Here is a 21,822-nt window from a genome sequence, read left to right as displayed (position 1 = left end):
ATGAACAAAAAAATAGTTATATACTTTGGAAACCAAGAACATAAACGTCCCTTTGTAGAACGTATCCTACAAGATATGAAGATACCCTATGCCATTATCTATGATGAGCAACTGTTAGATACTACAGGCTATCTTATGGAACTAGAAGGATTTCAACCACATGAAGAGGGAGTCATTCCCCATTATGATAGTGACCTCATGATTTTAAATTCCATCGATGATGAAGAAATCAAAACCTTCAACACCTTACTAAAAGCATTTGATTTACAAATGCCACGCAAAGCTATGTTAACCCAACATAACCAACATTGGAAAGTAGCTGATTTGTTACAAGAGATTGAAAAAGAACATCGCTACTTTCAACAAGTAGAACAAATCAAAACTATTCTATCGCATAGTAAGGATCTTATCATAGAAGAATATACCCCTACTTCTTGGAACGCCTATGAACAAGCATTCTACAAAGCATATGACTGCATTAGCAAGGAGTGTACTCCAGAAGAAATGCAAGAGGCATACCAACAATTAACAACTGCCTTACAACAACTTAAAAAAAAGTAACCCTAATACAAAACAGCAGCTCCTACCACAATGGTAAGAACTGCTGTTTTTTTCATTTCAAACTAAGATTTTATATGTATCTCTCTTCTAAGACAGTATCCCTATAAATTATTTTCCTAAAGCTTTTTTCTTCTTTAATCCCATAACAGCTAGACTACCAGAAACTACGATCCATCCAAAATATAACATTCCATTTGATGTATCTCCTGTTTGAGGAGAACTTGGTTTCGATGGTGTTTCTGGTTGTATTTGCCCAGTTGATTTTTCTTTTCCAATTACCCCATAGTAACTAAAGTGGTCTGTTACAAACACTAATTGCCCATTAACAAGTTGACTTGGAATAATGGTTACCTTCCCATTTTCATCAATGTAAACAACCTGTAATTCAGACATTGCTTTCATTGCATCCGTCAATGTTAAGCTAATCTTTAATTTACCATCTGGCTGAATTTCCACACCATTTTTTAGAAGTTTAATATCATAAACTCCTGCAATCGTTTTTCCAGGAACAACTTTATTTACATTATTTTGGAATCCTTTCATTTCTTCTTTAGATTTAGGCGTTACTACTAAGGTAATATCATCTTCAAAAGCAGAGCCATCTTCATATGCAATCTCTATACCTGTTGTTTTATCTACAATAGTAGTTTTAGATGAAAGCTTATCAATAACTTTATCCACAGCAATTTCTATCGATTTACTACCACTTGTTAATATAATAGTTCCAGTAATAGAACCTTCTTTATCTTTTGTTGCCTTTGTGATGATTGGTGAACTATCTTCCCATGATGCTGTTACATCATCTACAGAAGAAATTCTAGTTTTTACTTTGTCAAGGATGTTTCCTGCAGTTGTATCATTCGTAGCTGAAATATCAGTGATTGCTTTTTCAGCTAATGGTTTCGCCTTAGTTAATTTTTCATCATCAGTGACAGATAATTTGTTAATGACTTTATTAACGTCAATTTCTATTGTTTTGTCATCACTTGTTAATATAATTTTTCCTGTAATAGAACCATCTTTATAATTAGTTGCCTTTGTAATGATTGGTGAACCAGATTTCCATGATACTGTTACACCAGTTATAGAAGTGATACTATTCTTAACTCTATCAAGAAAATCTTTATCTGTAGTAGTATTTGACACTTTCATATCTTTAATCGCAGTTTCAACTAATGATTTTGCTTCCTCTAGTTTGCTAGTATCTGCTTTCTCAGTAAACGTTAATGTAACATCCATAAGCATTCCATTACTTCTCAAAGGCTCAAAATATCCAGTGTCATAATTGTATGTAATAGGTGTATCCGATGTAACTCCAGTTAGTGTTCCATCATCTTCCATTATAGCACCTACAAATTCAGTTGCTTTACTCTTATCAAATCCTGCATCGTAAGCACTTAATGAATACCCTTTACTTTCATCATATGCAATAGTTCTTGTCTGTGCAGAACAATCTAAATATGTTAAAGAATCATTCTTACTCAGATCTAAGCTTATGAGTTGATTAGAATAACATTCCAAGGATTCTAAATCACTATTATTACTCACATCTAGATTTTTGAGTTGATTATCTCCACAAATCAATTCACTTAAAGCTAGATTCTCACTCACATCTAGGTTAGTAAGATTATTCTCATAACATACCAAGGATTCTAAATCTTTATTTTGACTTACATCTAAGATTGTAAGTTGATTAGAATAACATTCCAAGGATTCTAAATCACTATTTTTACTCACATCTAGATTTTTGAGTTGATTATCTCCACAAGCCAAAGTTGTTAAATCTTTATTTTGACTTACATCTAATATTGTGAGTTGATTCCCTGTACAATCCAACAATGTTAAATCTTTATTCTGACTTACATCAAATCTTGTGAGTTGATTAGACCAACACTTCAAAGATTCTAACTTAATGTTCTTACTTACATCTATGCTTTCAACTTGACAATTTTCAAAATTCAAATATGTTAAAGCAGTATTCTTACTGATGTTCAAGTCCTTAAGATTTACATTCCAACCACAATCTAAATAAGTTAAAGCAGTATTTGCGCTTAAATCTAAACTTGTGATTGGATTAGTTTTATATATTAACTTTTTTAAATTTATATTCGCACTTAAATCTAAATCTGTGATTTTACTCTCGGAAATAGAAAGACTTGTTAAAGCAATATTTTGACTCAAGTCTATACTTTTTAAAAATGGGACTTTTTCAATCGACAACTCAGTTAAAGCAGTAAAATGTTCTATTCCTTTAAAGCTAGTAACATTTCTTATATTAGCTATTTCCTTTGGTGCATCTATTTTTGTTATATTATTTATTTCTTCTTGTGATAATGAATAATTCTTATCTGTATCAACAACCTTTTTTACATAATCTTGAAAAACTGAATCTGGAAAATTTGTGTAGTCGATCGAAATATTTCCCGCTCTAGTGTTATCTGCTATATTGCTTTCTTGCGCAAATACATTTGCCGGCATAACAGAAAATGCCATTGTTAATATCATCGTTGATGATAATAGTACTTTACCTACTTTCTTTTCCAATTACTCCATAGTAACTAAAGTGATCCGTGATAAATACTAATTTCCCATCAATAAGTTGACTTGGAATAATGGTTAGCTCTTCATTGTCATCAATATAAACAACCTGTAATTCAGACATTGCTTTCATTGCATCCGTCAATATTAAGCTAATCTTTAATTTACCATCTGGCTGAATTTCCACACCATTTTTTAGAAGTTTAATATCATAAACTCCTGCAATCGTTTTTCCAGTAACAACTTTATTTACATTATTTTGGAATTCTTTCATTTCTTCTTTAGATTTAGGAGTCACCACTAAGGTAATATCATCAGCGAAAACAGAACCATCTTCATATTCCACCTTTGTTCCAGTTGTGTTATCTACAATGATTTCTTTTGAAGGTAACTTAGGTACTAGTTCATAACCGCATACTATACATATTTGCGCATGTTCGATAGTTGCTGCAACACCAGGCGTGTGCGCTACCATATCGGATTTTTCACCGTCATTTGCAGTACATTCATGCCAGTGATTTGTTGCGTCAAATTTCCAATTCGTATCATATGTATGTGCATGCCATTGAGCTTTAAGTGTAGTGTTTTCTGTAATAATTGTTTTTTCAAAATCAAATGTTGTGATTCCGTTGTTCCATCCCCTGAATACGTATCCTTCTCTCGTTGGATTTTCTGGTTTAATCACCTGGTGTTTTGGATAAACTTCTTGGGTAAAATTATCTCCACTTCCACCATTTTTATCAAAGGTAACAGTATATGGGGAAAGTATTTTTACTTTGATTAGGTTGTTTATCGTATCTAGTTCAAATCCAATTTTCATTTCTTTACAGGAAAGTTGATCTAAGTCTTTTTGCGTTAGGGAATACCCACCGCTCCCCACCGCTACAACAGTGCCTTCGAGACCAGTTGTGTTTCGAACACCTTCAAATACAATCGGATTTTTTACAGCTGATGTTATTAACACATTAGCCATCTTATTCAGAAAGATGCCATCAGAAGTCTTCCAATCTCCTGAAAGTTTCCACAACTTATGTCCATTTGAATAGATATCATTTCCCCTACCTGTAGTAGGATCTGTCAATCCGTGCGCTGTATTTCCACTAATTGCACCTCCAGTAAAAACTACAGCTTTAGCAGATGTGTTAATAAATAAGCCTCCTCCATAAAAAGATGCAGTATTGTCAGCTATATTACCACCCAACAAATTCATCGAACCATTCATGTAAATCCCAGCACCTGTTTGAGCCGAATTGCCAGTAACTGATGCGCTGTCCTTAATTGTGACTGTTGAATTAGTTCCAGCAGCCATAATACCTCCCCCAACAGTTGTAGAACGAGTATTTCGTATGCTTGCGTTTCCTTGCATAATTAGGCTAGCATTATCAATCAAACGAATTCCAGCACCCTCATTGTTTGTATAATTATTCTCAACAATGCTTCCCATATCCATTATAAGTGTTCCTGAGTCTTGTACATTAATCAGAGCTGATAAAGACTTTCTGTTTGAATCAACTGAACCGTCCTCTTTTCTCAATGTTCCATCAAACACTATATTTTTAATCGTTAGTGAACCAGTTCCCATCACTGTTGCCAACATTTCATCTTTTCCTAATGCACTCTTTACCGTAACTCCTGGTTTGTTTGTCAAATCCCAGACTTGAGTATCATATATCATTGCTGTAGACATGCACCAAATCGTTCCTCCGCTAGCTACCAGTTCTTGTGCTCTGGCAAAGTTTACAACAGGCTCTTCTGTTGATGATCCACTGTTACTATCATCACCATTATACCATTAACTCCCATCTAAATAGACATCATTCAAGCCACCTTCTGCTATAATTGCAGGTGTTGAAAATATGGTGCAAATTATCATCGCTGCTAGTACACAGAACATTAACTTTACACTCGATTTTTTGTTCCTCATAGTTTTATCTCTCCTTTTCGCTTTCGCTCAATCAAATACATTTGTAACCCGATTTAAAACTGTTGCATTATATTATTCACTACACTTCCATCCTAATAATGCGAGTACACCCTGACCTTTTTACTTTTTGTTTTCATTCTAAATTTCACCTGCTACTACACCTCCCAGAAGAATGGATTGCTATTAAGTAGTTCATCCTAATATATCCCTCTTCTTATATTTACTATATAAGTATACAATACTGTGTGTCGACAAAAAAACCATTAAATGGATTTTCAATGGTTTTTTTATTTACTAGAAATTACTTCTAAGCCTCCGCGCGTAAATTCGCTCCAACTAAATTGGGACATATACTCTCCATGATACGCATTGATTCCAAGGTTATCTCCTTGTAACCAATCATAATAATCACAGGCAACATTGCTTGTTGCTATTGCCATGACACCACGACTTTTATAGATAATATTCTCTACACCAAACTTAGAAAGAGTTTTGATTAAATCAGAACGTAAATCGCGTAAATAAGAACTTTTTTTATAATTACTTGCATCATCCTCCCATAAATTTGCTATGATTTCGCCATTTGTACAAAACGATCCTTTTCGATCTACTAAAAATGCAAGTAATTCTTTAGTTTTTTTATACATAAATTTGACAGGTTGTCCTTCTATAAATATTTCAAAATTACCAAAACATTGAATCCAAACATCATGAGTCTTAAAAATTGATATAGAATATCGCAAATTATCTAATTCATTTTTTATCTTTTCTTTCGTAACTGGTTTCATAACATATCCGCTACTATGAATGTTAAGTGCCTGTATAGCATATTCTTTGTACGCAGTTACAAAAATAATATTTATTCTTGGATTTGTTATTTTTAATTGTTTAGCAAGCGAAATTCCATCAAGCTCTGCCATATCAATATCTAGAAAGGCTATTTCACATGCCTCTTTGGCATGGAAATCCAAGGCTTCCTCTCCTGTATTGAATCCGAACACCTTTTCTTTTGGTAATGATTCTTTTATGGAATTAACCAACAGATTTAAAGCTATTCTTTCATCATCTACTGCAATAATATTCATTGTGTGATTTCTCCTTTGGTATACGCATGGATACGATTGTACCTTTATGAACTGTACTTTCAATGTGAATGGTTCCTTTGCACATCGCAAATAATCTCTCTTGTACATTTTTCAAGCCTATATGTGTTCTATCATCTGTTGGCTGTGATTCTGTATCGAATCCAACACCATCATCAGAAATTACGATTTCAAAACATTCTATTTTTTCTCGTGATGAAATTGTAATTGTTCCTCCATTTCTTTTTTTGAGGATACCATGCTTTACTGCATTTTCTACGATTGGTTGTACTGTGAGAGAAGGTATTAAGAAATCCTGTGCTTGAATGTCAAATGAAGTTCTCAATTTTTCTTCAAAACGTACTTTCTCAATATTAAGATATAGTTTGATGTGTTGAAGTTCATCTTTAAAAGGGATAAGATTTGTTTTGGTTAAAGCGTCTAAATTATGTCGTAGATAATCTGCGAATTCTGCAGTAACCTTTTTTGCTTCCTTTGGATTTTCATCACACAAACCACAAATTGTGGTTAAAGTATTATATAAAAAATGGGGCTGTATCTGACTTAATAAAACAGCAATTTTGCTTTGGATAAGTTGATTTTCTTGTTTTTCCAACCGCGCTTGTTGGTCTCGTTGCAATACTACATAAATCCAAATTAACGCTAGGGATACAGAAAGGAAAATCTGTGGCCCATCCCAAAAAAAGCGTAAGATAAGTGCAATTAATGGGAAGATGCAATAACTAAGTAATGCCCATAATTCACTTATACTTAGTAATTTACGACAACGTAATAAAACAAACATCCAAAAGAGGCAACCCACCCCCCAAATGAGATGTCCAAGCCAATATACTTTATGAAAATTTAAAGACTCATGACTGGTTTGTAAATTTATTGCACTTGAAACCCCATTTGTACAAATAAGAATAGTCCATACCACAATGGCCAACAAAGTAAAAAAATATAAAATATATATATATTTTCGTGAGATGGTTTCTCTTTGGGAAAGAATTGAGAAGATAAAGAAACAAAAAACAGCATTTCCAATTAAGGATAAAATAGTGGGGATAACGGATAGAAAAATCAATAGCAGAGGAAAGTTTGTGTATTGGCAGAAGAACCAACGCATTGCATCTAAAACCAATACCAAAGCATGGCATATAATGATAAAGGTAAGCCTTTTTTCAAAAATAGACTTAGTGCTTGTTTGATGCATGCCCACATATAGTATTAGAATTATCATTGCTGCAAATATTTCAAGACATCCGTTTGCAAGTTCCAAAATCATCACCATTTCGGCAGTTGCCGCCCCTTCAATAGGTAGTATACTATATTTTGATAGTAAATTTTAAATTATCTAAATATTTAGTTACATTTTAAAAGGCTTTCTTATATTGTAATATTATATATGAATACACATTTTCTTTCAATGTTTCTAGAGTATAAAGAGCGCATTCTAGAGTTAGAATTTCTTTTTACATTTTCGCAGAGGACTGTTCAAGTATAAAACAAAAAGGAATGGACATCACCTATTGGTATTTCCATTCCTTTTTAAGGTTTCATATCTTTAAACTGCTCCATCCGTGTTGTTTCTAGTTCTTGTAATTCTGTAAACATATCTGTTAAACCTTTTGTATCATAATTCGACATTTATTAACAATCGGTCTGTTCTTCCTTTTCCATCTTCAAATGGATGGACATGCTCAAACATAATATCAAGTTATATTTTGTCAATGAACCGAGTTACATACAGAGTATATCAGTAGTTCTTTCCTGTTTCTATCTTGTTGGCATTTTAAATTCTACAAGTGCTTTGTTCAAAAAGTCATTAAACCCTTGCATCGCTTTGAACTTTTCCACTGCAAGATTTAAAAACGTTTCACTATCCATAAGTAAATTATCTTCCACATAGTACTCTAAGTAAAAACTCTTATACTTCAAATAGGAGGCCATAGGATGTTCCTTATCATATCCTCTTGGTACATTTTTAAGTGATGTCCCTTTCAATGTAAAATGTTCACAAAAGGATGGATTTGAAATAATCTTTAGAAACTCATCCCCATGATTACCTATATAATCTCGAATCATTGTTGTTGCATTTGTAAACATATCTGTAAATAAACCACCACCTAAAAAGCTCATATCTTCAGGACTGATAGAAATATAATACCCTACTGGAATTGGGTATTTACCCTTTGATGAAATATGTGCACGAAAGGTTGGATTATAGGGCGATTTATCATTGCTAAAACGAGTATCTCTTACCATTTTAAAAGTAAGGTCTTAAGGATTATGAAATAGTACACTTTCATCAAACTCACCGATTCTTATAATGAATTCTTGTAGAAAGGCTTCAAATTCCTTCTCTGCCATCTTACGCTCTTCTTTATGTGCCGCATACCATTCACGACAATTGTTTCTTCTTAGTTCTAACAAATAATCTAATATGATGTTCATGTTCATTGCATAGGTTCTCCATTCTCAAAATGAAGCATCTTCTCCATAGGCTTTGATTGTAATAGTTGTTTTAAAAGTTCTTTTGATTGTATCGTAGATTTATACTTTGGTAATTCATCAAATACAATTGTTAAATCATCAAGTAAATCCATTGTCTCTTTATATTCTGTTAATACGTTTAATTTTAAAAATTCTAAATTCGCAGGCTGTAAACGATGTTGTTTGATTGCATATTCAATTCGTTTCTCGCAACAACAATACCCACTCTCGCTTAACCCACAATGCTCACTTAGAAAATCTGCGACTTTCTTTCTCGCTCTAGATAATTTTTGACGATAGTTTTCTGGTGTTAAATCCAATACTTCTCCTGCAACTTTACTATCAATTTTAAACATCGTTCCCAATATAAAAATACATCGTGTTTTTGGGTCTAAACATTGAAGTAACACATTGGTACAAGAGAGCTTCAACTCTTCCGCTAACACTTCACGCTCTATCCCCAACAAAACCTCTTCACTATCTTCTATAAAGCCTGCTTTGATGTCATTCGCATAAAAATCAAAGTCTAGTGGATACTTTGAGAACATATGCTTTTTATAATCAATCAAATAATTTGTTGCGATGCGATACACCCATGTCTTAAACGAAGACTTTCCTTCAAAGGAAGACAAGTGCGTAAGCATACGTATCAAAATATCCTGTGTTGCATCTTGGGCGTCAGCGACGCCTCCTAACATCCTTAAAGAAAGATTGAATAAAAATCCTCCACCTCCAGAATTAACGCTTCTAATGCCTCGTTATCACCCTCTAATGCTTTTGCTAAACATTCTTCTAATTTTTCTTTTTCCATATGTAAACTTCTCCTTTTCACTTATTAGACATCTTTTTCATAAAGTTGTGACAGAATTTCATATATTATTTTATATTCCTATATAAAAAGTATAGCATATTAAGAAAACACAGAAAAAAAGAATAACACGGAATCACCTTACGTTTCCAAACGTGACCTGTGTTATTCTCTTATTAAATTAGTTATGGCAAGCAAAATACGCTTCATCCTCTACTGGTTCTAACCATTCAGTATTTCCACCCTCTGCAGGGATTTCAATCGCTACATGCGCAAACCAACGATCTTGTTGTGCTCCATGCCAATGTTTTACTTCGGGGGCAATATAAACGACATCCCCCATCTTTAACATTCTAGCATTGCTTCCTGCTTCCTGATAGATTCCTTTTCCACCAGTAACCAAAAGAATTTGTCCACCTTTATGATGAATATGCCAATTATTTCTACAGTTTGGTTCAAAGGTAACATTACCTACACTAACCCCTTCCATATTCAACATGTTCAAATAACTTTGTCCTGTAAAGTACTTCGCAAAGGCATCATTCTTATCCCCTGTCTCAAATACTTCTACACCCAAATCTTTCATCATTTCTTCTTTGTTCATAATCAATTTCCTTTCAAACATTACTCGTATTAACAAACCCTACCTTCTCTAACCATCCCATCACGCTTCCTCGTAACATTTTCCCACCATCTCCTTGTATTTGTAAGGCTTCTTTTACATGTGCACTTGGACAAAGTTCTTGAATTGTTTTATCCGCATGCCCCATTCCTCCTCCACCATGTGTAATAAATGGAAGAATAATTTTATCTGTAAAATCATATTTGGTTAAAAATGTTGAAACCACAGGTACAACCGTACCACACCAATTTGGCGATCCTACATAAATGGTATCATATGCATTGATATCAAACGGTATTATTTCTATTTCAGGTTTCATATCATTCTTTATTTCTTCACTCGCTTGTTTTACTAAACTTGAATATTGCGTAGTATATGGAACCACAGGTTTGATTTCACATAGATCACTTCCTGTAATTTCTGCGATATATTTTGAAACTGTCTCTGTATGTAAAGAGCTTGTGAAATACACAACGATTGCTTTTTTGCTCATACTATTAATCCTCCTTATGTTCATCATACTCCCTGGAGTGCACTCCATGTCAAGTACTTTGAATAAAATAGAAAGTGAGTGCATGGCACTCACTTGTCATTTATTCTTGTCCCTCATCAAATTGAGAGTTATATAACTGCGTATAGAAACCATCTTTTTTCATCAATTCATCATGATCACCGACTTCAACAATATCTCCATCTTTCATAACAAGAATTAAATCTGCGTCACGAATAGTAGATAGTCGATGGGCAATTACGAAACATGTACGATTCTTCATTAGGTTTTCCATACCCTTTTGAATTAATACTTCCGTACGAGTATCGACAGAAGAAGTAGCTTCATCTAGAATTAGAATCTTAGGATCTGCCAAGAATGCACGAGCAATTGTTAGTAACTGCTTTTGTCCTTGAGAGATATTGCTAGATTCTTCATTGATTTCTGTTTGGTATCCATGATCTAAAGTACGAATAAAGTGATCAACATACGCAGCATCTGCTGCAGCAATAACTTCTTCATCGCTTGCATCTAGACGACCATAACGTAGGTTGTCCATGATACTACCTTCAAACAACCATGCATCTTGTAAAACCATACCAAATAAAGAACGTAAATCAGCGCGTGTATATTCTTTAACATCTGTACCATCGATATAAATAGTACCGCTATTCAATTCATAGAAGCGCATCAATAGTTTTACGATGGTTGTCTTACCAGCACCAGTAGGTCCAACAATCGCAACGCGTTTTCCTGCATTGATATACATAGAGAAGTCGTTGATAATAATTTTATCTGGAGTATAACCAAAGTGTACATTTTCAAATGTTACAGTTCCTTGGATTAGAGATTCTCCTGTTTCATCTACGATTGCTTTTGGTGTCGTTGTTTCCGCAACTTCTTCCTCTTCTTCTAGGATTTCAAAGATACGTTCTGCACCAGCTGCGGCAGATTGTAAAGTGTTCATAACTTGTGCTAGTTGAGAAATTGGTTGGTTAAGTCCTCTTACATACGTAATGAAGGCTTGGATATCACCAACTGTGATTCCTCCTCCTGCAGCTAACCATCCACCTAATAAACATACACCAACGTATCCTAAGTTTCCAACAAATTGGGTAATAGGCATCATCATACCTGATAAGAACTGAGATTTCCATGCAGTTCCATATAGGTTATCGTTATGTTCATTGAATTCACGTACGGAACGTTCTTCTCCATTGAAGGCTTTCATAACGACGTGTCCACTATACATTTCTTCTACATGTCCATTTACATCAGATAAATATTGTTGTTGACGTTTAAAGTAAATCTGGGATTTCTTAACGATAATAGATACAAATACTAGAGACAATGGAATAACACAAATTGCCATTAAAGTCATTTGCCAACTGATTGTTAACATCATGATTGGATAACCAATCACCATAACAATTGATTGTAAACCTTGTGACATAGATTGGTTTAATGACATCTGTAAAGTATCAATATCATTGGTTACACGGGATAATACATCACCATGAGATCTTGTATCAAAGTATGAGAATGGAAGAGCATTGATTTTCTTTGCAATCTGTTCACGTAGTTGGTAAGATAGCTTTTGAACAACAGCAGCGATGGTAATACCAACAACGTATTGAATGAAGGAACTAATCAAATAGATTCCTACTAATAATACGATGATTTGAAGAATATAATCAAAATCGATACCACCAGTACCTCGGGCTAGTTTTTGAAAACCAGTAATCAATTCATCGGTAGCCTTCGCCAGTATTTTAGGTCCCAGTATTGTTAATACAACAGAAATGACAGTAAATATGATAGAAGTAATCATGCGTCCATAATATGGACGAAGTAACTTAATCAATTTCTTCATTGTCCCAGAGAAATCTTTGGCTTTTTGTACAGGTGCGCCTCCACCCATTGGTCCATGCCCTGGACGGCCCATAGGTTGAGCTTGCTTTTCTTTACTCATTTCCCAGTTCCTCCTTTGACAATTGACTATATGCAATTTCTTGATATACTTCACAGTTTTTCATAAGTTCATGATGCGTACCAATACCAGCTACACGTCCCTTATCTAAAACTACGATGCGTTCCGCATGCATAATAGATGAAATTCGTTGTGCAACTAATAATACGGTTGCGTTTGTTTTCTTTGTTAATTTATTCAATTCTCCACGTAATTTGGAATCTGTTTTAAAGTCCAATGCACTAAATGAGTCATCAAAGATATAGATTTCTGGTTTATTAACTAATGCACGAGCAATGGATAAACGTTGTTTTTGCCCACCAGATACATTGGTTCCACCTTGTGAAATTGCAGTTGCATATTTCTCAGGTTTTGCGTCAATGATTTCTGTTGCTTGTGCAATGCGTGCAGCATCATCCAATTCTTCTTGTGTTGCATTTTCTTTTGCATAACGAAGATTACTTTCAATATCACCAGAGAATAAGACACCTTTTTGAGGTACATACCCAATCTTTTCACGTAAGTCATGTTGTGAAACATCACGGATATCTACACCATCTACACATATCATTCCCTCTGTTACATCAAAGAAACGCGGTACTAAATTGATAATTGTAGATTTTCCACTACCAGTACTTCCAATGAACGCTGTAGTCTCTCCTGGTTTTGCGGTAAAGTTGATATCATGTAAGACATCTTCTTCAGCTCCTGGATAACGGAAGCTTACATTTTTGAAGTCGATAAAGCCTTTTTGATTTTGATTGAATGTTTTAGGTTGTTTAGGATCTTGAATACGAACTTTGCAGTTCAATATTTCTAAACAACGTTTTGCGGATACACTCGCACGAGGCAATATAACTGCGACCATAGCAATCATTAAGAACGCCATGATAATTTGCATAGAGTATTGAATAAAGGCAAGCATATCGCCAACCTGAATACTTCCACTCTCGATTTGATGTCCACCAAACCAAATAATAAGTAAAGAAGCTCCATTCATTACCATCATCATAGCTGGCATCATGAAAGACATCGTACGGTTAATGAATAATTGATTCTTCATGATTTTTCCATTTACATCATTGAATTTTTCTTCTTCATATTGTTGTGTGTTAAATGCACGAACAACTGGCATACCATCTAAGAATTCGCGTGTAACGCCATTTAATTTATCAAGTAATTTCTGTGACATTTTGAATTTAGGCATTGCAACTACCATCAATACACCAATTAAGCTTAGTAGTACTATGACACAAAGTGCAATGATCCAAGTCATTTCTGCACCAGAATTAACGACATGTAAGACTGCCCCAATCCCAATAATAGGTGCATAGATAACAATACGTAAGAACATGATAATTACCATTTGTATTTGTTGAATATCATTTGTTGTTCTTGTGATTAAAGAGGATGTTGAGAATTTATTGAATTCTTCATTGGAAAAGCTTTCTACTTTCTCAAATACATTTTTACGTAAGTTTCTAGATAATCCTGCACCTACACGAGATGCAAGCAATCCTACTAAGATAGCACATAGTGCACTACCTAATGCAATTCCAAGCATTTTTGCACCTGCAACTAGAATATATTGATTTTGCATAGTATCTGTATCAATTCCAATTGCTTTGTATTCTGCTTTTACAAAGGATGCACCTGCTGCACCAGCAACACTTGTACCCATAGATTCTAAATTCTTATCGATTTCTTTTTCTGCTTCATCGAAACCAGTCATTTTATCTGCTGGAATCATAGAGAAAACAAGGTATGGATCTGTAATGTTTTGGGCTTTCATCATTTGGTATACAGGAGATGTTTCATCATTGAACATCTTGTATACATCACTTTCCTTATCCTTCAACATTTGGTTGATGCCTGTTACCATAAGTTCGGACTTGATAAGGGAAGCATTCAATTTATCCCTTGTAGCCTCATCTATTTCTTTTAATTCATATACATTTTGTTTTTCTAAAACAGGATAGTCATCCTTTTGTTCTTGTGATGCTTGATTGCTTGTTAACAATGTATAATTGTCTTCAAACAACTTCTTATCCGCATCCTTCATAAACATCGCTAGATGTTGATACTCACTTTCTCGAATGACTTCTGGTACACCATCTTCAATTCCACTCTTGGAGATACCAGTATCCACGATATCTGACATATAATCTGGTAATGCCAGTTCACATTGTGCTTGTCCAAATAATAGCGCAATGATTACAATCAGTGAGAGTGTAAACGGCTTTAAGTATTTCACTAACTTTAACATGTATGATCTCCTTTCTTACAATGTTCCTTCTTCATTTGTTTGAAGTGTTCTCTACACTTTTCCAAAATACGAATCAGTGCTTGAGAATCTTCTTCTCCAAGGATTTCAATGAATTCAACGAGTTTCTCCGTAACATGTTCTTCATTCTTTCCAATAACCTCCATGCCTGTATCACTAACCTTGATATAGACACTTCTACGATCATTTTCTGGAATTACACGTTCAATCCACTGATTCTTTTCTAGACTACGCATCATTTGTGATACGGCAGCTGGTGTTACATTGAAATATGTGCTAATATCGCTCATCTTCATTAAGTTACCGCCTTGTACGATGTAATCCAGAATCATTAGATCACGATTTCTTATGCCATGATGTTCTTCAAAAGCAGAAAACCGGACGCTTTCTCTACGCATCATGTAGAACATGTGATAAAGTCTTCGGACAATCTCCATCTCATCCATTTCAACACTTCCTCTCCGATAGTTAAGTTACTTAACAATTAACTATGTTAACTATTATAGTAAGTTTTTTTTATATGTCAACACATTTACTTCACTTCACATTTTTTTCACATGGTTAGCATTCCCCGAATATAATTTTCCATAATTTCAATCGTCATAATACAAAAAAAGATGCGATTTCTCGCATCTTACTCTTCACTCTCTTCTTTTGGTTGTGCAGCTTCTATAGTTTTAAGAAACCCAACAGCTTTTTCTACAAAATACATTTTATTTCCATGATTATTTACATAACGGAAATGATTCTCTGCTTCTTCAAAATCACGATTTACAAAGGCAATCAATCCTAGATAGTAATGAGAATCCACTTTCTGGAATTCATATACAGAAGTCTTAAGTGCTTCTTCATAATGGGTTCTTGTTTTCCCAAAGTCTTGATTCATTAAATCCAATTTATTTTGTATTCCCTGCAAACATTGTGTACGCATAAGTCCCATAGGACCTTTTTGCATACGCGCACTGCTTTTTTCACATTCATCAAATTGGAACTTCACCATACTCTCATCACCTAATTGGTAATACGCATAGGACATAACGGAGTAATAAGGAAACATCATCGCGTTTTTATTACGTTCACATGTTACCATAACATCTGCCGCTAGATGAGGATCGTTTAAGTAAATCATACATTGTGCTAAGTATTGTGGTAAAGGAAAGCTTTTCTTCTTTCTGCTTTTCTTTGCTAATGCAAAGATTGCAGATGCACAAGCTTCTGGATCACACGCATCATACAATAAGGAAACAATTGGCTCTACCGCAAGTGCTTTTCTTCTAGATAATTGGAAGAACGTTAACGCATATATAACAAACGCCAACATCATCACAATCATATCATTGATCCACAAAATAACTACAAAGATTGCTAGGATACTAATGATATATAGTAAATTCATACGCAATGTATAATCCCATGCCTTCTTTGCCATTTCTTCATATTCTTCATGGTATGTATGATGCAATCGATACACACGTTCTACTTCTGCTACACTACTCACTGCATTCTTACGCAAATCATTTCTACGTCCACGATTAGGGATGGTTAACCATCCATACGCACAAACACCGATAGCTGGCAATAAGAGTACCATACCAACAACAACCATTACGGAGAACAGTGCAAAGATAATTAAATACATAAAGAAAAAAGATAAGTTGAATCGTTGAAGAGCATATGTCGTCAACAACAATCCATTAGCTGCGCTAGCACCTAGTAGTGCTCCAACAAAAAATGGTAAGAACTTCATTTCTAATATTTCTGGTTGTTTTGCCATTTCAGCTGCTTGTCGAATAACTTCATTTGCATAATCACCATACAACCATCCAAACATAATTGCCCCAAAAACTGTGGCACCTAATAACCATCCTAAATGTTTTTTACATTGATATTTCCACATAAGTATACCTCGTTTAACTGTAACATATGATACCACACTTCTAAAAAAAGAAAAAGGAAAACACTGTTATCCTGCTACATTTTGCAAAATTTTATGTATTCTTAACACAATTTCTCATATTTCTCAAAAACGAGTCCCTACTTTGTGAGCAAGAGATACAAGAAAATGCCAGATAGAACTTCATCTGACATTTTCATAGTATTCCTATTCGCTTTTTACTTCCCTTCCATTCATCATATTACGACATCCATAAATAATAAGCGCAGATATCACGAAATTCATCAATAAAGATAGCATTGATGTCATCAAGATCAAAGTCGTATTAAAGACTCCAAGATTGAACATAACCACAATCAAAACAATGCTAGGAATTGCGGCTAATCCACAAATCAACATGCGTATCATGTTTTCCATAAGGGCATTATTACGACTCTTTAATAGTCTTGTCGCAAGTACAGAAGCGGCAATAAACAAACATGCATATCCAGCTAACATAATATAGTATTGTATGGCATCCATAATACTTCCCTGTAATAAGACCATCCCAACAATCACTGGGAAGAGGATAACAATCATATTCTTTACAATATAAGGTAATACTAAATACATTAACTTGCGTAACGGTTTATCTGGAATCAAATAGATTTGATAGTTATTCATCTCTTTCATAAATTCTGAATTCTGTGTTGTTAAAAACAACCAGAAGATAATCATATACATAAAGAATCCAAACCCTAAATCCGCTATCATCGCAATAACTAGATAAACACCTAAGAAAATAAAATCTTGAAATTGAAGAAAAGAATTTGTCTTCTTCATGAGCAACATATTCTTAGAATAAATGGCAGCTGCACCTTCTTTAAAGTTCGATTTCACATCACGTACTTTTTTATCATTCATACTTGAACGATTTCCAGCTTTTACTTCCTTGTAGCGTTTTGTAAATTCGATGGCATCTTCCATCGCTTTCTCCACAAACTCCCCCTTATAGTTACACATAAGTACATAGATACCTATACAAGAACCAACCAATAGGAACAAACCTATAAACATGTACATCATATTTCCCATTATGCTATTTACCAATATCAGTTTAATCCAACCAAACAATGGTACGAAATAAAACAAATCAGAGTCTAAGAATTTCATGACTCCATCTTTTAGGATAAAATCATTTTGCGCAAGACTGTATATAAAGATAGCAGCTACAAGAACTGCATATAACACAAGGATATAAATGGATAAATGTTTATATTTCTTATCTTTCACACTTAATAAATACACATAATAATATAAGATTGTGAAGAAGAAATACACTAAAGAATGAGCAAGAAAGTTTAAGAATAAAAACCCTACGCTATATTCTAAAGAACTTCCCAACATCACCATCATAAATAAGGACACAGCTCCACAAAGAAGAGATCCTACAATGGATTGTGACATAATAAACTGCATCGCATGTTTACGTTTAAATGGCCCTGAAAACAAATAAAATGCATCGTTTTCCATAAAAAGTGATTTTCTTGTCTGCATTAACATCATCGTAACCATAAGTGCAGTAAATCCGATACCAACAAAAATTACACCATTGATTGCGTTAATATTCATAACGGATAATGCAATATCTGGTTTCATCAACAACCCTATAAACATCCCACCATACACAAGAATCAAGAAGATTGCGAATAATGCAGATCCTAATTTAGAGAATACATTACGAATATTTCCCTTCATCCGCAGAAAATAGAGATAGATCAGTGCCTTCATTTCTATTCACCATCACTATCTGTACAAGCAAAGAAGATTTCCTTTAGATTTTCTTCCCCTTTTTCATTTCGATTCAAATGACGTACAATTTTACCTTTGTTCATGATATAAGCTACATCCCAAAATTCATCAAAGATATCAATGATATGGGTAGATACAAAAATGGCAACCCCTTCTTCTTTTAACTTAATCAACAATTGCAAGGTATCTTCAATACTTGCCGGATCTAATCCCACCATTGGTTCATCAATCAATAATGTTTTAGGAGAAATAATAAGGGCAAGTAACATACTTACTTTTTGTTTCATCCCTTTGGATAGTTCTTTTACTACTTTTTTACGCTTTTCTTCTAGTTTGAACATGTGAATATAGGTATCTGCTTTTTCTTTATAATCTTTACTACGATATGCTTTACCAATGAATTCGACATGTTCATCAATGGTTAATAAATCATATAGTACAGGTGCTTCTGGAATATATCCAAAACTACGTTTTGCATCTAGGGTATCATTCTTATACCCATCAATGGTAATTTCTCCTTTAAACTCTAACAAATTGGTAATACTTTTGATGGTCGTAGACTTACCTGCCCCATTAGGACCTAATAAAACGGTAATCTCTCCATCCTTTGCACAAATATTTACGTCTTCCAATGCTTTAAATGAACCATAATGCTTATTTAAATGTTTTACCTCAATCATGATGAACCCTCTCTTTCATTTGTTTTTCTTTCCCTACACGATAGAACCCGTGAAGCGATCCTATGATAAACCATAGTGCAACAACTAGCACAAACAACATAAATATATCTTTATCCCACATGAGAACATAACAGATAAGAAATCCTATTCCAAACAACAATTGCACGGCATAATATCCATAAGAACGTACATTCATATTGCCTTGTTTCCCTTTCACTCGCAAATAGCAAGCGATTGCCATCGTGATTCCACCTGCCAATAAGCCACCTGCGCCTGCCGCAAACCATATGCTTCTAGTGGTTGTTGTTAAATACGCGCAAAGTAGACCAAGCGCAATACATACAATACTTACAAAAAAGGAAGTTCGATATTGTTCACTTCTAGTTGCGACTTCACTATGAAGTGGAATCGTACCAGTAGGAGCTACGAAGAAGTTGAGGCCATTTTGCCATTTACCAACCAAACTCCAACCACCTTCTTCAAAAAAAGCTAAATAATCTTCTTTCTCCTCTTTTTTTACTTTTTGAATATCATAACTAAAGATTAGATCTTGTGGTTCTTCTTTATGAAGCTCATAAAATACAAGGAATTTTAACTTTCGAAAAATCCAACCATCAAGTGCATATTCATGTAACATATTCATATCTTTGTTATCTGAAAATGCCAATCCGCTACAAAATATATACTTCCTATTCTTCATACCCTTCCTCCTCTAATATACGTCTACCATCTTCCACCATATGCCTTCTTCGTTTATATTCTTGTCTAAGAATAACAAACCCTTCTTCCGTAATCTTATAGGTTTTCGTACGATCATCTGAAGTCTGTGAAATCCAATTTGTCTTATGAAGTTTCTTTAATAACGTATACAAGGTGCCAGGCCCTATGACGACATTCTTATCTGTCATTTCTTCAACAAATTTCATAATTGCATACCCATGACGTTCTTTTACAAGGGCAAGCAAGATATAATACATGGAATCTGTTAGTTGTTCACTATCTACTACGTTATTTTTTGACATATAACCTCCTTGCACTATATATCCAATCACGATATATCCATTATAGATATAGTCTATCATTTCATATACTTCGTGTCAATAAAAGATACCCTATTTTTACTCATCTAAATATAAAAATCCTCCTATCTTACGAACAGGAGGATCTATTTGTTCTATTGTAGTTTTTCTTCCACATCTTGACAATGCTTTACGCGCTTATCTTTTGCGGCCAAACCAATAAATGTAGTTTCCGATGGTACATCTGTGATAACAACCGCATTCGCACCAATTTTTGCGTTGTCACCAATATAAATATTTCCAAGACATTTCGCACCCGCACCAATCATAACATGATCTCCTACGGTAGGATGTCTTTTCGCTTGTTGTTTTCCTGTTCCACCAAGAGTTACCCCATGATAGATTTGGCAATCATCACCGATAACTGCAGTTTCACCAATCACAACACCCATGCCATGATCAATTAACAAACCTCTTCCTATTTTCGCTCCTGGATGAATTTCAATTCCTGTCCAAAATCTAGCAATATTCGAATTGAATCGAGCTAAGAAGAATAAATGATGTTTATAATAGAAATGCGATACACGATGAAACGCCAATGCTTTGATATGAGGGTACAACAACAACACTTCTAATTTCGAGTGTGCCGCTGGATCATTTTCAAGCGAGCGATTTAAGTTATGATTGATATCTCTTAATACACGAAACATCTTAATCAAATTCCAGCATAGAGAGATATTTCTCTCCACCATCTGGTGCAATCGTTACAATGTTTTTACCTGGATTACGCCACGCTAAGCGTCTTGCTAAAGCAATGTTTGCTCCAGATGAAATACCTACTAGTATTCCTGTTTGTTTCGCAAACGCCACTGTTTCCTTAATCGCTTCTTCACTAGATATTAACATAATATCATCGCATAATTCGCGATCAAAATTCTTTGGTATAAAGTTTGCGCCAATCCCTTGAATCTTATGAGGTCCTGCTTTTTGACCACTCAAGATTGCGCTTGTTTCTGGTTCTCCAGCATAGCATAGAATATTGGGGTTGTGTTCTTTTAAGCGTTTCGCAACGCCACTAAAAGTTCCCCCAGTTCCAATACCAGCCACAAAGATATCTACACGATCCATTTGTTCTAAGATTTCTTTACCAGTAGACTCGTAATGCGCAAGCACATTATCTGAGTTTTCAAATTGACCTAAACTCTTTGCATTCGCATGCTCTTTCTTATATTCTTCCATAGCATCGATTGCCCCTTGCATTCCAAGTGTTGCAGGAGTTAACACCAACTGTGCTCCATAAGACTTCACAAGTTGACGACGTTCAACGCTCATACTTTCAGGCATAAAAATAATCACAGGAATTCCAAACACAGCACCTAACATTGATAAAGCAATTCCAGTATTTCCACTTGTTGCCTCAACAAGTACACTATTTGGTTCAATGCTTCCATTCTCCATTGCCTTTGTTAACATCCATAAGACAGCGCGATCTTTCACACTTCCTCCGGCATTAAATTTCTCAAGTTTTACATAAATATTTGTATTCTCTATATGGTATAGTGGGGTATTCCCAATCAACGTAACAGTTTGTTTCATAGTTTTCTTCCTCCTTGTCTGTTTGTTGTTTTTATTGCTTTAGCAACAACATCGACCGCGAATAAGAA

20 protein-coding genes and 1 pseudogene are annotated in these 21,822 nt (G+C 34.5%); 2 read left to right on the top strand and 19 right to left on the bottom strand.

Annotated features, from left to right (window positions below; all coding sequences use genetic code 11):
* Nucleotides 1–561, top strand: coding sequence for a DUF3783 domain-containing protein (locus ACWG0P_RS10165; RefSeq protein WP_455801627.1), 561 nt, complete (start codon nt 1–3; stop codon nt 559–561).
* Between the two features lie 108 nt (nt 562–669).
* Here ACWG0P_RS10165 and ACWG0P_RS10160 read toward each other — a convergent pair whose 3' ends face one another.
* From ACWG0P_RS10160 to ACWG0P_RS10140, 5 genes are all read right to left on the bottom strand, one after another.
* A complete protein-coding gene (locus tag ACWG0P_RS10160) occupies nt 670–3,105 on the bottom strand; it encodes a leucine-rich repeat domain-containing protein (protein WP_455801626.1) in 2,436 nt (811 codons plus the stop codon).
* A complete protein-coding gene (locus ACWG0P_RS10155; protein ID WP_455801625.1) occupies nt 3,086–4,786 on the bottom strand; it encodes an InlB B-repeat-containing protein in 1,701 nt (566 codons plus the stop codon). Before ACWG0P_RS10155 ends, ACWG0P_RS10160 begins: the two co-directional genes overlap by 20 nt.
* 105 nt (nt 4,787–4,891) lie before the next feature.
* Complete coding sequence (locus tag ACWG0P_RS10150) at nt 4,892–5,023, bottom strand: hypothetical protein (protein ID WP_455801624.1); 132 nt, start codon at nt 5,021–5,023, stop codon at nt 4,892–4,894.
* 287 nt (nt 5,024–5,310) lie between these two features.
* Nucleotides 5,311–6,108 (bottom strand): response regulator, encoded by a 798-nt coding sequence (locus ACWG0P_RS10145; protein WP_455801623.1) that lies wholly within the window; start codon nt 6,106–6,108, stop codon nt 5,311–5,313.
* Nucleotides 6,086–6,910, bottom strand: a complete 825-nt coding sequence (locus ACWG0P_RS10140) for a sensor histidine kinase (protein WP_455801622.1) — start codon at nt 6,908–6,910, stop codon at nt 6,086–6,088. The genes ACWG0P_RS10145 and ACWG0P_RS10140 overlap by 23 nt, the downstream gene beginning before the upstream one ends.
* 136 nt (nt 6,911–7,046) lie before the next feature.
* Between ACWG0P_RS10140 and ACWG0P_RS10135 the strand changes: the two genes are divergently transcribed.
* The gene (locus tag ACWG0P_RS10135) at nt 7,047–7,316 is read left to right on the top strand and encodes a hypothetical protein (RefSeq protein ID WP_455801621.1); all 270 of its coding nucleotides are present in this window, start codon (nt 7,047–7,049) and stop codon (nt 7,314–7,316) included.
* A gap of 568 nt (nt 7,317–7,884) precedes the next feature.
* Here ACWG0P_RS10135 and ACWG0P_RS10130 read toward each other — a convergent pair.
* From ACWG0P_RS10130 to ACWG0P_RS10065, 14 genes and pseudogenes are all read right to left on the bottom strand, one after another.
* Nucleotides 7,885–8,562 (bottom strand): annotated as a pseudogene (locus tag ACWG0P_RS10130) (DUF2461 domain-containing protein).
* Nucleotides 8,563–8,564: 2 nt separating this feature from the next.
* Nucleotides 8,565–9,299: an RNA polymerase sigma factor gene (locus tag ACWG0P_RS10125; RefSeq protein WP_455801620.1), complete on the bottom strand. Its 735-nt coding sequence runs from the start codon at nt 9,297–9,299 to the stop codon at nt 8,565–8,567.
* Nucleotides 9,300–9,590: 291 nt separating this feature from the next.
* On the bottom strand, nt 9,591–10,013 hold the full coding sequence (locus ACWG0P_RS10120) for a cupin domain-containing protein (protein ID WP_455801619.1): 423 nt from the start codon (nt 10,011–10,013) through the stop codon (nt 9,591–9,593).
* 13 nt (nt 10,014–10,026) lie between these two features.
* Complete coding sequence (locus ACWG0P_RS10115; protein ID WP_455801618.1) at nt 10,027–10,524, bottom strand: flavodoxin; 498 nt, start codon at nt 10,522–10,524, stop codon at nt 10,027–10,029.
* A 100-nt stretch (nt 10,525–10,624) separates the two neighbouring features.
* Nucleotides 10,625–12,493, bottom strand: coding sequence for an ABC transporter ATP-binding protein (locus ACWG0P_RS10110; protein ID WP_455801617.1), 1,869 nt, complete (start codon nt 12,491–12,493; stop codon nt 10,625–10,627).
* Nucleotides 12,486–14,756, bottom strand: a complete 2,271-nt coding sequence (locus ACWG0P_RS10105; RefSeq protein WP_455801616.1) for an ABC transporter ATP-binding protein — start codon at nt 14,754–14,756, stop codon at nt 12,486–12,488. The genes ACWG0P_RS10110 and ACWG0P_RS10105 overlap by 8 nt, the downstream gene beginning before the upstream one ends.
* Nucleotides 14,750–15,220: a MarR family winged helix-turn-helix transcriptional regulator gene (locus tag ACWG0P_RS10100; protein ID WP_455801615.1), complete on the bottom strand. Its 471-nt coding sequence runs from the start codon at nt 15,218–15,220 to the stop codon at nt 14,750–14,752. Before ACWG0P_RS10100 ends, ACWG0P_RS10105 begins: the two co-directional genes overlap by 7 nt.
* Nucleotides 15,221–15,408: 188 nt before the next feature.
* Nucleotides 15,409–16,671: a hypothetical protein gene (locus ACWG0P_RS10095; protein ID WP_455801614.1), complete on the bottom strand. Its 1,263-nt coding sequence runs from the start codon at nt 16,669–16,671 to the stop codon at nt 15,409–15,411.
* A gap of 204 nt (nt 16,672–16,875) precedes the next feature.
* Nucleotides 16,876–18,438, bottom strand: a complete 1,563-nt coding sequence (locus ACWG0P_RS10090) for a putative ABC exporter domain-containing protein (RefSeq protein ID WP_455801613.1) — start codon at nt 18,436–18,438, stop codon at nt 16,876–16,878.
* Nucleotides 18,439–18,440: 2 nt separating this feature from the next.
* Complete coding sequence (locus ACWG0P_RS10085) at nt 18,441–19,139, bottom strand: ABC transporter ATP-binding protein (protein ID WP_455801612.1); 699 nt, start codon at nt 19,137–19,139, stop codon at nt 18,441–18,443.
* Nucleotides 19,132–19,839, bottom strand: a complete 708-nt coding sequence (locus tag ACWG0P_RS10080) for a DUF2812 domain-containing protein (protein ID WP_455801611.1) — start codon at nt 19,837–19,839, stop codon at nt 19,132–19,134. Before ACWG0P_RS10080 ends, ACWG0P_RS10085 begins: the two co-directional genes overlap by 8 nt.
* Nucleotides 19,829–20,161, bottom strand: a complete 333-nt coding sequence (locus ACWG0P_RS10075; RefSeq protein ID WP_455790119.1) for a PadR family transcriptional regulator — start codon at nt 20,159–20,161, stop codon at nt 19,829–19,831. Before ACWG0P_RS10075 ends, ACWG0P_RS10080 begins: the two co-directional genes overlap by 11 nt.
* Nucleotides 20,162–20,313: 152 nt before the next feature.
* Complete coding sequence (gene epsC / locus ACWG0P_RS10070; protein WP_455801610.1) at nt 20,314–20,868, bottom strand: serine O-acetyltransferase EpsC; 555 nt, start codon at nt 20,866–20,868, stop codon at nt 20,314–20,316.
* A gap of 1 nt (nt 20,869) precedes the next feature.
* Nucleotides 20,870–21,754 carry a PLP-dependent cysteine synthase family protein gene (locus ACWG0P_RS10065; protein WP_455801609.1) on the bottom strand — a complete coding sequence of 295 codons (885 nt, stop codon included), beginning with the start codon at nt 21,752–21,754 and terminating at the stop codon, nt 20,870–20,872.
* Nucleotides 21,755–21,822: the final 68 nt, after the last annotated feature.

The sequence above is a fragment of the Amedibacillus sp. YH-ame6 genome (assembly GCF_053848845.1).
The sequence above is the reverse complement of the archived record's forward strand: the minus strand, read 5'-3'. Positions and strand labels throughout refer to the sequence as shown.

Excerpts from the sequence above, each read along its gene's own strand:
- ACWG0P_RS10115 (WP_455801618.1), bottom strand. The coding sequence starts at position 10,524 with ATGAGCAAAAAAGCAATCGTTGTGTATTTCACAAGCTCTTTACATACA.
- ACWG0P_RS10120 (WP_455801619.1), bottom strand. The coding sequence starts at position 10,013 with ATGAACAAAGAAGAAATGATGAAAGATTTGGGTGTAGAAGTATTTGAG.
- ACWG0P_RS10080 (WP_455801611.1), bottom strand. The coding sequence starts at position 19,839 with ATGAAGAATAGGAAGTATATATTTTGTAGCGGATTGGCATTTTCAGAT.
- ACWG0P_RS10085 (WP_455801612.1), bottom strand. The coding sequence starts at position 19,139 with ATGATTGAGGTAAAACATTTAAATAAGCATTATGGTTCATTTAAAGCA.
- ACWG0P_RS10165 (WP_455801627.1), top strand. The coding sequence starts at position 1 with ATGAACAAAAAAATAGTTATATACTTTGGAAACCAAGAACATAAACGT.
- ACWG0P_RS10155 (WP_455801625.1), bottom strand. The coding sequence starts at position 4,786 with ATGTCTACAGCAATGATATATGATACTCAAGTCTGGGATTTGACAAAC.
- ACWG0P_RS10140 (WP_455801622.1), bottom strand. The coding sequence starts at position 6,910 with ATGTTTGTTTTATTACGTTGTCGTAAATTACTAAGTATAAGTGAATTA.
- epsC (WP_455801610.1), bottom strand. The coding sequence starts at position 20,868 with ATGTTTCGTGTATTAAGAGATATCAATCATAACTTAAATCGCTCGCTT.
- ACWG0P_RS10135 (WP_455801621.1), top strand. The coding sequence starts at position 7,047 with ATGGCCAACAAAGTAAAAAAATATAAAATATATATATATTTTCGTGAG.
- ACWG0P_RS10075 (WP_455790119.1), bottom strand. The coding sequence starts at position 20,161 with ATGTCAAAAAATAACGTAGTAGATAGTGAACAACTAACAGATTCCATG.
- ACWG0P_RS10095 (WP_455801614.1), bottom strand. The coding sequence starts at position 16,671 with ATGTGGAAATATCAATGTAAAAAACATTTAGGATGGTTATTAGGTGCC.
- ACWG0P_RS10065 (WP_455801609.1), bottom strand. The coding sequence starts at position 21,754 with ATGAAACAAACTGTTACGTTGATTGGGAATACCCCACTATACCATATA.
- ACWG0P_RS10145 (WP_455801623.1), bottom strand. The coding sequence starts at position 6,108 with ATGAATATTATTGCAGTAGATGATGAAAGAATAGCTTTAAATCTGTTG.
- ACWG0P_RS10110 (WP_455801617.1), bottom strand. The coding sequence starts at position 12,493 with ATGAGTAAAGAAAAGCAAGCTCAACCTATGGGCCGTCCAGGGCATGGA.
- ACWG0P_RS10100 (WP_455801615.1), bottom strand. The coding sequence starts at position 15,220 with ATGGATGAGATGGAGATTGTCCGAAGACTTTATCACATGTTCTACATG.
- ACWG0P_RS10090 (WP_455801613.1), bottom strand. The coding sequence starts at position 18,438 with ATGAAGGCACTGATCTATCTCTATTTTCTGCGGATGAAGGGAAATATT.
- ACWG0P_RS10105 (WP_455801616.1), bottom strand. The coding sequence starts at position 14,756 with ATGTTAAAGTTAGTGAAATACTTAAAGCCGTTTACACTCTCACTGATT.
- ACWG0P_RS10150 (WP_455801624.1), bottom strand. The coding sequence starts at position 5,023 with ATGAGGAACAAAAAATCGAGTGTAAAGTTAATGTTCTGTGTACTAGCA.
- ACWG0P_RS10125 (WP_455801620.1), bottom strand. The coding sequence starts at position 9,299 with ATGTTAGGAGGCGTCGCTGACGCCCAAGATGCAACACAGGATATTTTG.